This window comes from Pseudonocardia sp. Ae505_Ps2 (assembly GCF_001932425.1).
Lineage (GTDB): Bacteria > Actinomycetota > Actinomycetes > Mycobacteriales > Pseudonocardiaceae > Pseudonocardia.
On record NZ_MCIP01000001.1, the window covers coordinates 1,382,226 to 1,395,079 of the forward strand.

Annotated in this window: 12 protein-coding genes; 5 read left to right on the top strand and 7 right to left on the bottom strand. The window is 74.4% G+C overall.

Annotated features, from left to right (window positions below):
* Positions 1–36: 36 nt before the first annotated feature.
* From Ae505Ps2_RS06510 to Ae505Ps2_RS06535, 6 genes are all read right to left on the bottom strand, one after another.
* Positions 37–684, bottom strand: a complete 648-nt coding sequence (locus Ae505Ps2_RS06510; RefSeq protein ID WP_075553485.1) for a maleylpyruvate isomerase N-terminal domain-containing protein — start codon at positions 682–684, stop codon at positions 37–39.
* Positions 681–1,634 carry a 2-dehydropantoate 2-reductase gene (locus Ae505Ps2_RS06515; RefSeq protein ID WP_075309393.1) on the bottom strand — a complete coding sequence of 318 codons (954 nt, stop codon included), beginning with the start codon at positions 1,632–1,634 and terminating at the stop codon, positions 681–683. The genes Ae505Ps2_RS06510 and Ae505Ps2_RS06515 overlap by 4 nt, the downstream gene beginning before the upstream one ends.
* Positions 1,635–1,711: 77 nt before the next feature.
* Positions 1,712–2,434 carry an alpha/beta hydrolase gene (locus tag Ae505Ps2_RS06520; protein ID WP_075309391.1) on the bottom strand — a complete coding sequence of 241 codons (723 nt, stop codon included), beginning with the start codon at positions 2,432–2,434 and terminating at the stop codon, positions 1,712–1,714.
* A 9-nt stretch (positions 2,435–2,443) separates the two neighbouring features.
* Positions 2,444–3,268, bottom strand: coding sequence for a DMT family transporter (locus Ae505Ps2_RS06525; RefSeq protein WP_020623642.1), 825 nt, complete (start codon positions 3,266–3,268; stop codon positions 2,444–2,446).
* A 67-nt stretch (positions 3,269–3,335) separates the two neighbouring features.
* The gene (locus tag Ae505Ps2_RS06530; protein ID WP_139319220.1) at positions 3,336–3,668 is read right to left on the bottom strand and encodes a hypothetical protein; all 333 of its coding nucleotides are present in this window, start codon (positions 3,666–3,668) and stop codon (positions 3,336–3,338) included.
* A 287-nt stretch (positions 3,669–3,955) separates the two neighbouring features.
* The gene (locus Ae505Ps2_RS06535; RefSeq protein ID WP_139320140.1) at positions 3,956–6,004 is read right to left on the bottom strand and encodes an Hsp70 family protein; all 2,049 of its coding nucleotides are present in this window, start codon (positions 6,002–6,004) and stop codon (positions 3,956–3,958) included.
* A 249-nt stretch (positions 6,005–6,253) separates the two neighbouring features.
* Between Ae505Ps2_RS06535 and Ae505Ps2_RS06540 the strand changes: the two genes are divergently transcribed.
* From Ae505Ps2_RS06540 to Ae505Ps2_RS06555, 4 genes are all read left to right on the top strand, one after another.
* Positions 6,254–7,060 (top strand): hypothetical protein, encoded by an 807-nt coding sequence (locus Ae505Ps2_RS06540; protein ID WP_075309387.1) that lies wholly within the window; start codon positions 6,254–6,256, stop codon positions 7,058–7,060.
* Positions 7,061–7,183: 123 nt separating this feature from the next.
* Positions 7,184–7,981, top strand: coding sequence for an IniB N-terminal domain-containing protein (locus tag Ae505Ps2_RS06545; protein ID WP_075553487.1), 798 nt, complete (start codon positions 7,184–7,186; stop codon positions 7,979–7,981).
* A 175-nt stretch (positions 7,982–8,156) separates the two neighbouring features.
* Positions 8,157–9,986, top strand: coding sequence for a dynamin family protein (locus Ae505Ps2_RS06550; RefSeq protein ID WP_075553488.1), 1,830 nt, complete (start codon positions 8,157–8,159; stop codon positions 9,984–9,986).
* Positions 9,983–11,461, top strand: a complete 1,479-nt coding sequence (locus Ae505Ps2_RS06555) for a dynamin family protein (RefSeq protein ID WP_075309381.1) — start codon at positions 9,983–9,985, stop codon at positions 11,459–11,461. Before Ae505Ps2_RS06550 ends, Ae505Ps2_RS06555 begins: the two co-directional genes overlap by 4 nt.
* 7 nt (positions 11,462–11,468) lie before the next feature.
* Here Ae505Ps2_RS06555 and Ae505Ps2_RS06560 read toward each other — a convergent pair whose 3' ends face one another.
* The gene (locus Ae505Ps2_RS06560; protein ID WP_075309379.1) at positions 11,469–11,918 is read right to left on the bottom strand and encodes a MarR family transcriptional regulator; all 450 of its coding nucleotides are present in this window, start codon (positions 11,916–11,918) and stop codon (positions 11,469–11,471) included.
* A 141-nt stretch (positions 11,919–12,059) separates the two neighbouring features.
* On the opposite strand from Ae505Ps2_RS06560, the gene Ae505Ps2_RS06565 reads away from it, so the two are divergent.
* The gene (locus tag Ae505Ps2_RS06565; protein ID WP_075309377.1) at positions 12,060–12,851 is read left to right on the top strand and encodes an SDR family oxidoreductase; all 792 of its coding nucleotides are present in this window, start codon (positions 12,060–12,062) and stop codon (positions 12,849–12,851) included.
* The last annotated feature ends 3 nt before the right edge of the window (positions 12,852–12,854 follow it).

The following is a 12,854-nucleotide window of genomic DNA, read 5'->3' on the forward strand; positions in this document are numbered from 1 at the left end:
CCCGGTCACGGGCGTGGGGACGACCGGCATCACCTGCTAGCCCAGGACGGGCGTCATGCCCGGCTCCCGCCCGGTGGCGGCCAGCGCGAGCGCCGGGTCGTCCTCCCACCCCGCGACGGCGGCGTCCCCGGCCAGGCGCAGCACCGTCTCCCGCACCACCGCGAGCCCGGACGCCGGCGGCGTGGGCGCGTCCGGCAGCACGACGGTCATGTCGAGGTGGTGCACCACGACCTCCACCACCCAGGTCGCGACGAAGTCGCCGACGTCGAGGACGACCCCCTGGAACTCCAGCCGGTAGGGCCGCTCGAGGTCGGCGACGAGCCGGCGCAGCCCGCGCACGGTCGTCGCGACGTGGGCGACCTGACCGGTCGGGCGGGCGTAGGCCGCGGCGACGGCGCGGGCGAAGCGCTCGTGCGCCCAGCCCGGCTGCTCGGACCCGGGCGGCGGTGCGGTCCAGTAGGTCGCGAGGTCGGCGTCGGCGGGACGGTCGGTGCGGGCGGGGAACCCGGCGAGCATCTCGACCAGGCCCAGGTGCAGGTGCGCGAGGACGTCGGCGGCGAGCCAGCCGTGACAGCGGCTGCGAGCGTGCAGGTCGGTGTCGTCGACGTGGTCGAGCAGCGCGGACAGCCCGTCGAGCGTGTCGAGGAACGCGGGCCGCGCCACGTCGAGCGGATAGGCCGTCACAGCAGATCGGCCCCGGACCGCGAGGCCGGCTGCTCCCCGGCCGCGGCCATCTCCTCGGCCACCCGCATCAGCTCGGTGTTGACCGGGGTCGCGATCCGGTGCGCCGCGCCCAGGGCCACGATCTCGCCGTTGAGGTACCGGGCCTCGATGGAACCGGAACCGCGCCGGAGGCTCTGCCACGACGACGAGCCCCGCCGCGTCGCACCCGCGACCGGCCGCTCGGTGATGATGCCCTCCCGGCGGACGCGGTCGTCGTCGCCGGTCCTGGCGGTGATCCCGGCCGCGGCGAGCACGGCGTGGCCCTCCGCGGTCGCGGCCTCGACGAGGCGGGGGGCGTCCGGGTCGTCGAGCCCGCAGATCGCGTCGACCGCGTTGGCCAGGTTCGTGAGCAGCTTGCCGTACTTCGCGGCCATCACGTCCGGGTCGGCGCGGGAGGAGAACCCGGCCGCGGTGAGGTCGGCGACGATCGCTTCGGTGGTGGCGTCGACCCCGGAGGGGAACCGGCCGACGTCGAGCACACCCGGGACTGGCGACGACGACGCGACGACGACACCCGGTTCGTAGTGCTCGGCGGGCAGGATCACCAGCATCGCCTGCACCCGGTCGGTGCGACGCGCGGCGAGGCGCTCGTTGGCGACGCCGTTCTGCGCGCACGCCACGGTGATCCCGGGGGCCGCCTTGAGCAGCGCGGCCAGCGGCGGCGGGGTGTCCTGCGACTTGACGGCGAGGATCGCGACGTCGTCGGGGGTGGGGCGGGCCTCGGCGACCGTGCTCACGGCCTCCACCGGATGGGTGGTCGACCCGTCCGGGGTGTCCAGGCGCAGCCCGTGCTCGCGGATCGCGTCGAGGTGCGCGCCCCGGGCGACGGCGACGACCTCCCGCCCCGCCGCGTGCAGCCGCGCCGCGATCGTCCCGCCGACCGCCCCTGCCCCGATCACCACGTAACGCACGACGACGATCCTGACTCAACCGTCGTGCCGGCGCACCACCGACGGCGGGGCAGTGGGTGCCCGCCGTCGTGGAGGAATCAGACCAGGTGGGTGGCGAGGAACCGGTCGACGGCGGCGCGGCCGTCGGCGACGTGCGGCTCGACCTTCCACTGCTCCACCAGCTCCGCGCCCGGTGCGAGCTCGGCGAGCCGGCGCGACACCGGCTCCGGGTGGAAGGCGTCGGTCCCCATGAGCACCAGCCACGGCGTCGTGACGTGGGCGAGCGCCTCGTCGGGAACGGAGTACAGCATCCCGCCGCCGCCCCACATGTTCGTGCGGAACGCGGCCCAGTCGTCGTCGGGGACCCCGGGGTGGTCGGCCTCGATCCCGGCGCGCCAGCTCTCGAAGCTCTTCTCGAACAGGTGCTGGTTGTCGGCACGGCCGATGGGCTGCAGCGCGACCGCGGCCCGGATCCGCTGCGGCTCGGTGACCAGCAGGTTCGCGATGTAGGCGCCGCCGATGCACATGCCGAGCACCGCGCACTCGGAGACGCCGAGGTGGTCCAGCAGGGCCAGCTGGTCGGCGGTGTAGGTGTCCCAGCCGTCGTCGCCGTGGATGTCGGCGACCGAGGACCCGGCGTTGCGCTGGTCCATCGCGATGACGCGGTACCGCTGGGCGAGGTGGGTGACCGGGTTCCAGGGAGCGTTGTCCCAGGCCGCGATCGTCGAGTTCATGCCGCCCGGGGCGAGCAGCAGGACCGGGAAGCCCGTGCCGTGCTCCTCGTAGTGCAGTGTCACGCCGGGGCGCTCGAAGGAGGGCATGAGCCGAAACTAGGCCACCCGCGGAGGAGTCCGCTTCTCCGGACGGCGTCGCGCCAGGATCGAGGTGCCGTAGACGACGAGCGCCAGCCCGAGCAGCAGCAGCCACCACAGACCGGGGCGGACGGTGTCGTCGAGCAGCGTGATGCCGACCAGACCGGGCACGACGACCTGGGTGACCATGTAGAGCGCGGTCACCGTGGAGACGTCGCCGAGCTGCAGCGCGCGGGCGTAGTTGTACAGGCCGGTCAGCGCCATGCCGACCAGGATGTAGACCAGCGGCTCGCGCAGCAGACCGGCCAGGTCGACCCCCTCGGACACGTGCATCGCGCGGATGCAGACCGAGCCGCCGCCCAGCCCGAGCCCGGCGAGCACCGCCGACGGCCACGGCTTGGTCGAGTTGGTGACCGCCAGCGTCGCCCCCATGAACACCACGAGCGCCGCGATCAGGACGGCCACGGTCGTGCCGTGGCCGGTCAGTGCCTGCTTGCGCTCGGTCCCCGCGCTGCCGGCGACGAACGCGAGCCCGAGGATGCTGGCGCCGATCGCCAGCCGGTGCACCGGCCGCAGCCACTCGCCGCGGAAGTAGCGGGCGTACAGGGCCGTCATCGCGATGGCCCCGGCGAGCGTGGCCTGCACCGCGAAGATGGGGATGTACTGCAGCGCCACGACCATGCAGAGCCAGGTCACGAGGTCCATCCCGATCCCGCCGACGAACCGGGGCCGGGCCAGGACCGCGCTGGTGCGCCCGCCCTGGTTGGCCGCGTCGGCCTGGAGGATGGCGGCGACGGTGCTGCAGAGCATCGCGAGCACCGCGAAGAACATCCCGATCAGCACGGGCGGGCCCGGGTCAGGTCACGGGCGGCACGCGGGAAGATCGGCACCGGCCGATTGTGACGTACTGCTACCGGGTGCCGGCCGGGCGGGCGTCCGACGGGGCGGGCCGCTGCTCGGGCAGCGCCGCGGGCATCTCGAAGAAGCCGCTCATCAGCCCGCGGCCGGGCTGCTCGTCACGCGTGTCGGCGGCGGCCTGCCAGGGAGACGTGCCTGCCTGGACGGCCCGGCGCTGCGCCAGCACGGCCCGCGGGCGCTCGGTGAGGACCAGGACGCCGACCATCAGGGCCACCCCCACCAGCAGCGGCCCGCCGACCACCAGGATCGGCCAGCCCACCACGACATAGGCGAGCACCAACGCACCCGCTGCCATGCCGATGACCGCCCCCGCCAACCGCGTCACCACGCGCCCCTCTCACCCGTGCCCCCGAACCGTGACGACCACGGTTTTACCACGTCGGAGGGGGTGGAGACGGGCGGCGCGACGCGGTCGCGCTCACACCTTCGGGCGCGGCCGTATCGCATTCCCGCATGGGGCCGAGCCGGCGTGGGGGCTCCCGTGTCCACGCCGGCCCGGCGGTCCGAATCATCCCGCCCCGGGGTCCGGGCGGGACGGGGTGGGGGTCACTCCGCGCTGTCGTCGCAGCGCACAGCGTGATCGGTGATCGATTTCCTTGTCCCCCAGGATGATCACGCGGCTGCCGGAGCGACGCTCGACGACGGCGCGGGAGCCGTCGTGGTCGGGCCCGGGGCCGGGGTGGTCGGGGCGGTGGCGGGCGGGGTGGTGACCGGCGGGGTGGCCGGATCGGACGTGCCCTCCGCCGGCGTGTTCGGGCTCGTGCTGGTCGCCGGCGGCGACGTGGCCGGCGGGGGCGACACCACTGGGGCGGACGGCACGGCCGGAGCCGGAGCAGCCGGGGCAGGCGCGGCCGGAGCCGGGGCGCCGGGCGCGGCCGGCGCAGCGGCACCCGCGGCGGGGCGGGCCGCGACGCCCCCGGTGGCCGCGCCACCCGAGGCGCCGGCGCGCGTCCCACCCACGGGGGCGCCCGCGACCGGGCCGGACGCGGCGCCGGGCGCCGGGGCGGCCCCCGGAGCGACCGGAGCCGGTGCGACGGCCGGTGAGCTCAGCACGGGGGCCGCGCTCAGCTCACCGATCCCCGGGCTCGTCGTGGGCCAGAACAGCAGCGCACCCGCGATGGCGGCGGCACCGGCGAGGCCACCGGCACCGACCATCAGGCGCTGCCGGGTGACCACGCCGCGGCGGGCCGCGCCGGCGGGGGCGTCCCGGGTGACCAGGGTGTCCGGCGCGGGACGCTCCGGGCGGGCGATGGCCGGGGCGGTCACCCGTCCGGCCCCGAGGACCGACGGCCGTGCGGGGGCGGGGGGCTGGGCCGTACGGGTGCGGGGGACCGCGGTCAGCGGGCCGGTCGGCGGCTCCGGGTCGAGCAGGGCGACGGCCGTGCGGTCCGCGGCGGGCGCCTCGGTCCGTGCGGTCCGCTCCCGCTCACCGCGGGTCGGCCACGCCGGGGTGGTCCGGTCGGTGCGGTCGGTGCTGCCGGCGCGATCGACGGTGTCCGGCCCGGGCCGGTCCCAGGGGCTGCGCCCGGCCGGGTCGACGGGCTCGCGGGGAGTGGGGACACCGGCCAGCGGCACCATCCGCACACCGGGCCAAGAGGTCCCGGCGCCCGGCGCGACGGCCAGCGCGGCGCCCCGGGCGGCGTCGGCCACCGGGTCCGCGACGACGGCGACCGGGCGGCCCAGTGCCGCCGAGACCGCCTGCACCACGACCGGCATCCGTGCGGCGCCGCCGGCGAGCAGCACCTCGGCGTCCGGGGCGGCGGCCACGACGTCCTGCACCAGGTCGGTGACCGGCTCGAGCAGCGGGCGGGTGAGCTCGTCGAGGTCGGAGCGGTGGATGCGGACCGCGGTTCGCAGGCCGGGCAGCTCCACCGGGACGGTCGCGACCGTGTCCCGGGACAGCAGCTGCTTGGCGGCGCGGCACTCGTCGCGCAGGGAGGTCAGAGCGGCCACGGTCCGCGGGTCGTCGGGGTCGAGCGCGTCGAACGCGGCGGCCGTGGCCGGGGAGGAGGACTGGACGAAGGCGAACACCGCGTCGTCGACGTCGGCGCCACCGGTCCGGCAGGTCAGCGTGCGGCCGACGGCGTCGGGCAGCACCCCGGGTGCGGCCGCGGCCAGCACGGTCGCGGTGGTCCCGTTGCCCCCCAGGTCGACGACGGCGAGCGGCCCCCCGGCCGGCACGACGGTGCGGTGGGCGAGCGCGACGGCCTGCGGCGCGGTCACCAGCGAGACGGTCAGCCCGCGGCGGCGCAGGGCGGCGGCCAGCAGGTCCCGCTTGTGCCGGCCCCAGCCCACCGGGCAGGTGACGCCGATCCGGGACGGCGGGCCACCGTGCCGGGTGGACACCTCGTCGACCAGGACGCGCACCAGCCGGGCGCACAGGTCCTCGGCCGCGTAGGCGAAGCCGCCCAGCGACAGCGGTGTCGGGTCCCCGACCCGGTCGAGGAAGCCGCGTGCGACACGGTCCGGCTCGGCCGGGGCCCGGCGACGGGCGGGCTCACCACAGAGCAGGTCGCCCCCGGGCGTCGCGACGAGCACCGCGGGGAGCACGTCGCTCCCGTCGCGGCCGCCCAGCCGGACGGACTCCGCGGCACCACCCGTGCGCAGCACGGCCGCGGTCACCGAGGTGGCCCCCAGACCGATCCCGAGCAGGTACGACACCACTGCTCCCCCCTCGTCGAACCGGCACGCCGGCGTGGTCCTCTCCCCGACCCATCGGCGGGGGCCGCTCCGGCGTTAGCCGGTGCCGCGCAGCGGAACGAAGTGGGGGACCGATCCCCTAACGGCCCCCCGACGGACCCGGAGCGATCCCCGATGGCCGGGCGGCCCGGCACCCCTAGCTTTCGTCGTCAACACCGGTCGTCGCCGACGGACCGGTCACCCCCCCCCCGAGCGACTCCGGAGGCCGACATGGCTGCACACGACATCTCGCTGATCGACTTCATCAAGCTCCTGCTCGGCAGCGGCTCCGAGAGCATCCAGGTCCGCGACTGGTTCAACGACAACCCGAACGCGGTCCTGCAGCACTACGGCCTCGCCGACCTGTCCCCGGAGGACGTCCGCGACGCGCTGGTCATCGCGCAGGACAACGACACCGTGTCCTTCGACCGCCACTACGACACCGGCTTCAACTGGGGCGGCGACAAGGGCGGCTGGAGCGAGGGCAAGGGCGACCACGGCCACAAGGCCGCCGCCTCCCACGAGAACGTGCACGTCAAGGACGTCTGGCACACCGAGAACATCGACGACCGCGACACCATCGTCGACAACTCCGTGAACCAGCACATCAACACCCACGGCGGCGACTTCGACCAGGACATCGACATCCGGTCGACCACCGCCTCCGGTGACGGCGCGGTGGCCGCCGGCGGTGACATCGACGGCTCCACCATCACGACCGGCAACGGCAACGTCGTGGGCGACGGCAACAACGTGGTCAAGGGCGACGGCAACACCTCCGCCTTCGGTTCCGGCTCGGCCACCAAGACCGGCGACATCTCCGCCGACAAGGGCGGCGCGGTCTCCATCGGCGGCAACGCGACCGGCTCGCACGACGCGACCGACTCGTTCAACAAGACCTGGACCGAGACCCACGAGAACACCGAGATCCACGACTCCGGGAACCTCGACGCCAGCACCGAGACCCACACGTCGATCGACGACCACAGCCACACCGACATCGCGTCGCACAACGGCATCGACCTCGCCGTCGGCTGACCCACCGCACCGCCCGGTGACCGGGCCGGGACGCCCCCGACCCCGGCCCGGTCACCACCTCCCTCACCACCCGAACCCTCCGCCGAGCGCGCGAGCCCGGCGGCACCCGCAGAGGAGATCGCCATGTCCGTCGAGAAGTCGCTGATCCAGTTCATCCTGGACCTGCTGAAGGACCCCAAGGCCCTGGCCGAGTTCAAGGAGGACCCGCACGGTGTCCTCGCCCAGTGCGGCCTCTCCGAGGTCTCCGCCGACGACGTCCGCGACGCGCTGGTCCTGGCCCAGGACAACGACGACGTGTCCTTCGACCGCGACTACAACACCGGCGGCGGCCACGGCGGCCACCACCACACCCCGCCCCCGCCGCCCGTGCACCACGGCGAGGACCCGGTCAAGTACATCGACAAGTACGTGACCAACAACCACTACACCTACAACGTCGACGACCGCGACACCATCGTCGACAACTCGGTGAACCAGAACATCGACACCGGCGGCGGCGACTTCAAGCAGTCGATCGACACCAAGTCGGTCGTCGCGTCCGGCGACGGCTCGGTGGCCGCCGGCGACGACATCCGCGACTCGACCGTCACCACCGGCCACGACAACATCGTGGGCGACGACAACAACGTGGTGAAGGGCGACGACAACACCTCCGCCTTCGGTTCCGGCTCGGCCACCAAGACCGGCGACATCTCCGCCGACCACGGTGGCGCCGCGGCCGTCGGTGGCACCGCCACGGGCTCGAACGACGCGACCGACTCGTTCAGCAAGACCCACACCGAGACGCACACCTCGACCGACATCGACGACTCGTTCAACACCGACGCGAGCCAGCACACCGACACCGATGTGGACAACCACAGCCACACCGACGTGCTGTCGCACAACGACGTCTCCACCGACGTCCACGTGGGCCTCTGACCCACCGCTGACCCACCGCACTGCTCCGGGCGGAGGAGCAGGTTCGACCGCCCGGACCGACGGCCCCGGCCACCCACCCCGTGGGTGACCGGGGCCGTCACCGTTCGTGTATCCATGACGAGGACGTGACGGATGCCGCCGGGCACCGTCCGCGACGTATCTGGGGGGAGCGGTCGTGGCAGTGCCGGAGGCGGTCGCGCTCGTCGACCTCGCCCTCAAGGCGGTCACTGCCTACGACCGCCCCGACCTGGCGCCGCGGCTGCGGCAGACGAAGGCGCGGCTGACCGACCCGGTCGTGCGGGTGCTGGTCGTCGGCGAGTTCAAGCAGGGCAAGAGCCAGCTGGTGAACGCGCTGGTCAACGCCACCGTGTGCCCCGTCGACGACGACATCGCCACCGCCGTGCCGACGCTCGTGCGCTTCGGCGAGGAGACGTCGGTGACCCTCGTGCGCGAGGCCCCCGGGCCCGACGGCGTGGCGACCGAGAAGGCCGAGCGGACCGTCGTCGGGCTCGACCAGCTCGCCGAGCACGTCTCCGAGGCCGGCAACCCCGGCAACCGGGCCCGGCTCACCCGCGCCGAGGTCACGCTGCCCCGCAAGCTCCTGCAGAGCGGGCTGGCCCTGGTCGACACCCCCGGCGTCGGCGGGCTCGGGTCCGCGCACGGCGCCGCGACGATGTCGGCGCGGCCCACCGCGGACGCGGTGCTGCTGGTCTCCGACGCCAGCCAGGAGTACACCGCCCCCGAGCTGGAGTTCCTGCAGGCCGCGCGCAAGCTGTGCCCGAACGTCGCCTGCATCGTCACCAAGACCGACCTGTACCCGCACTGGCGGCGGATCGTCGAGCTCGACGAGCGTCACCTGCGCACCGCCCGGATCGATGCCGAGCTGCTGCCGGTCTCCTCCGCGCTGCGGCTGCACGCGGCCCGCACCCAGGACCTCGACCTCATCGCCGAGTCCGGCTTCCAGGCGCTCACCAGCTTCCTGCTGCGCAAGGTCGTCGGTGCCGCGGACGACCTGGACCGCCGCTCCACCAGCCAGGACGTCCTCGTCACCTGCCAGGCCCTGGAAGCCACGATGCGGGCCGAGCTGATGTCGCAGAACGACCCGGAGAAGGCCGGTCAGCTCGCCCGCGAGCTGGAGGCCGCGCGGTCGCGCGTCGACGGGCTGCGCCAGCGCTCCGCGCGCTGGCAGACCACGCTGACCGACGGCGTCGCCGACCTCATCGCCGACATCGAGTACGACCTGCGCGACCGGCTGCGCGCGGTCTCCCGCGACGCCGAGCAGCTCCTGGAGGACGCCGACCCGGCCGACATCTGGGACCAGTTCGCCGAGTGGTTCCACAAGCAGGTGGCCCACGCCGTCGCACAGAACTTCGTGTGGACGACCGAGCGGGCACGCTGGCTGGCCGAGCAGGTGGCCGAGCACTTCGCCGAGGCCGTCGACGTGACCCTGCCCGAGCTGCGGGTCGCGGGCGGCTCGGTGGCCGGGCTCGTCGACCCGCTGGAGATGCCCGCGGACGAGAAGTTCGGCATCGGGCAGAAGCTGTTCGTCGGCGCCCGCGGCGGTTACGGCGGCATGCTGATGTTCGGTCTCGCCTCCACCTTCGCCGGGATCGCCCTGCTCAACCCGCTCTCGGTCGGTGCGGGTCTGCTGTTCGGCGCCAAGACCGTGCGCGACGAGAAGAAGCGCTTGAAGCAGCGCCGCCAGGCCGAGTCGAAGAACGCCGTGCGCCGGCACATCGACGAGGTCACCTTCCAGGTCGGCAAGGACTCCCGGGACAACCTGCGCCGCATCCAGCGCGACCTGCGCGACCACTTCACCACCGTCGCCGACGAGCTGTCCGAGGCGCTGAAGGAGTCGGTCGCGGCCGCGCAGACCGCCCTGAAGGACGACGCCGAGCGTCAGCAGCGCGTCGCGGACCTGGAGGCCGAGCTGGAGCGGGTGACCGGCCTCGCCGAGCGGGCCAGGGCGCTGGCCGCGGCCGTGGGCTCCGGTGGTCCGGCGTGAGCGCGCTGACCGAGCAGACCCGCGCGCTGCTGCGCCGGACCCTGGACGCCTACGGCGACTCCCCGCAGGCCGCGGGCTGGCTGCGCCACCACCTGGACCGGTTCGACGAGCCGCTGCGCGTCGCGATCGCCGGGAAGGTCAAGGCCGGCAAGTCCACCCTGCTCAACGCCCTGGTCGGCGAGCGGATCGCACCCACCGACGCGGGCGAGTGCACCCGCATCGTCACCTGGTACGCCGACGCCCCCGCCCCGGGCGTGCGGATGCACCTGCGCTCCGGCGCCGACCGTCCGCTCACCCTGGCCCGCCGCGACGGCGCACTGCAGATCGATCTGCAGGGCGCCCGGGTGGAGGACGTCGACCGGCTGCACGTCGACTGGCCGTCGCAGCACCTGCGCCGCACCAACCTGATCGACACCCCCGGCATCGGGTCGCTGACCGCCGACGCGGCCGGCCGGGCCGGGGAGTTCCTCACGCCGGAGGACACCCCGTCGCCCGCCGACGCCGTCGTCTACCTGATGCGTCACCTGCACGCCGGTGACGTGCGGTTCCTGGAGGCCTTCCACGACCGCGGCGTCGCCCGCGCGACCCCGGTGAACACCATCGCGGTGCTCTCGCGCGCCGACGAGATCGGCGTCGGCCGGCTCGACGCGCTGATCTCGGCGCGCCGGATCGCGCGGCGCTACCGCGGCGACGACAAGCTGCGGGGGCTGTGCCAGACCGTCGTCGCCGTCGCCGGGCTGCTCGCCGAGACCGCCCGCACCATGCGGCAGGACGAGTACGTCGCGCTCACCGAGCTCGCCGCGCTCCCGCGTGGCGACGTGGAGGCGCTGCTGCTGTCGGCCGACCGGTTCGGACGCACCGACCTCGACCGGCCCGACGCCGCCACTCGGATCGCGCTACTGGAGCGGTTCGGCCTGTTCGGCGTCCGGCTCGGGACCACGCTGATCCGCCAGGGCGTGAAGGACCCGACCGCGCTGGCCGACGACCTGGTACGCCGCTCCGGACTCGACGAGCTGCGCTCGGTGCTCGACACCCAGTTCTCCGAGCGCCGCGACCTGCTCAAGGCCCGCTCCGCGCTGCTCGCCGTCGACCTCGTGCTGACCCGTGAGCCCCGCCCGGCGACGGCCGCGCTGCGTGCCGAGGTGGAGCGGATCCTGGCCGGGGCGCACGAGTTCGTGGAGCTGCGGGCCCTGGCCGACCTGCGCGCCGGGAAGATCGTGTTCCCGCCGGAGGCGCTCGCCGACGCCGAACGGCTGCTCGGCGGCGAGGGCGGCTCGGCGTCGGCCCGGCTGGGGCTCGACGGCGCCGCGGGCCCGCGCGAGGTCCACGACGCCGCCTCCGAGGCGCTGCGCCGCTGGCGGCGACGGGCGGAGAGCCCGCTGACCGGGCGGGCCTCTGCGGAGGCCGCGCGGATCGTGGTGCGCTCCTGCGAGGGGCTGCTCGCCGAGGCGTCCCGCCCGCACGCACACCAGTAGGCAGCGGTCAGGGCGTCGCGTCCAGGGCGTGCAACGCCGCGACCAGCGGCGCCAGCTCGGGTCGCGTCGCCGCGTCGGCCAGTGCCCGTTCCAGCGCCCGGTCGTGGCCCGGGCGGGCGCTCTCCAGGAGCAGACGCCCCTGTTCGGTGAGCTCGGTGTAGATGCCGCGCCGGTCGGTGGGGCACAGGTACCGCTGCAGCAGCCCCCGGTCCTCCAGCCTGCCGACCAGCCGGGTCGTCGCCGACTGGCTCAGCGCCACCACCGACGACAGCTGGGCCATCCGCAGGTGGTACCCGTCCTGGCGGGCCAGCGCGTCGAGCACGGTGTACTCCACCACCGACAGCCCGTACGAGCGCTGCAGCGCCCGCTCCAGGTCGTCCTCCAGCCGGGCGTGCAGGGCGGCCAGGGTGCGCCACCCCCGCGCCCGCGTCTCGACCGCGTCGTCGTCGAGCGACATGGCGTGCCTCCCCTTCGGGTGTCGGTGCTACCTTGGCGGCGTCAGCAATAACCAGCGTGTGCAACTACCGGCGTACGCCGACTGTTGCACGTGCCGTCCCCACGATACGAGACGGCCGCCCCGACTCCTGGAGAGACAGCCATGCACCTCGACCTGACCGGCCGGACCGCCCTCGTGACGGGCTCCACCCAGGGCATCGGACTCGCCATCGCCGTCGGCCTGGCCCGCGCGGGCGCCCGGGTCGCGGTCAACGGCCGTACCGCGGACCGGGTCGACGCGGCCGTCGCCCGGGTCCGGGACGAGTCCGACGGAGAGGTCGTCGGTGTGGCGGCCGACGTCACCACCGACGACGGCACCGCGACCCTGGTGGCGGCGCTGCCCGACGTCGACGTCCTGGTCAACAACCTGGGCGTCTTCGGCGCCCAGGAGGCCCTCACCATCACCGACGACGACTGGCGTCGCTACTTCGAGGTCAACGTCCTGACCGCCGCCCGGCTGATCCGGACCTACCTGCCCGGCATGCGGGATCGCGGCTGGGGCCGCGTCCAGAACATCGCCAGCGACTCCGCGATCGTCATCCCGGCCGAGATGATCCACTACGGCGTGTCCAAGACGGCGCTGCTGGCGCTGTCCCGGGGGTTCGCCAAGGAGGCGGCCGGCAGTGGGGTCACCGTCAACTCGGTGATCGCCGGGCCGACGCACACCGCGGGCGTCGAGGACTTCGTGTACCAGCTGGTCGATCCGGCCCTGCCCTGGGACGAGGCCCAGCGCGAGTTCATGCGCACCCACCGGCCGCAGTCGCTGATCCAGCGGCTGATCGAGCCCGAGGAGATCGCCCACATGGTGACCTACCTGGCCTCCCCGCAGGCCTCGGCCACGACCGGGGCCGCGGTCCGGGTGGACGGCGGTTACGTCGACTCGATCCTGCCCTGACCG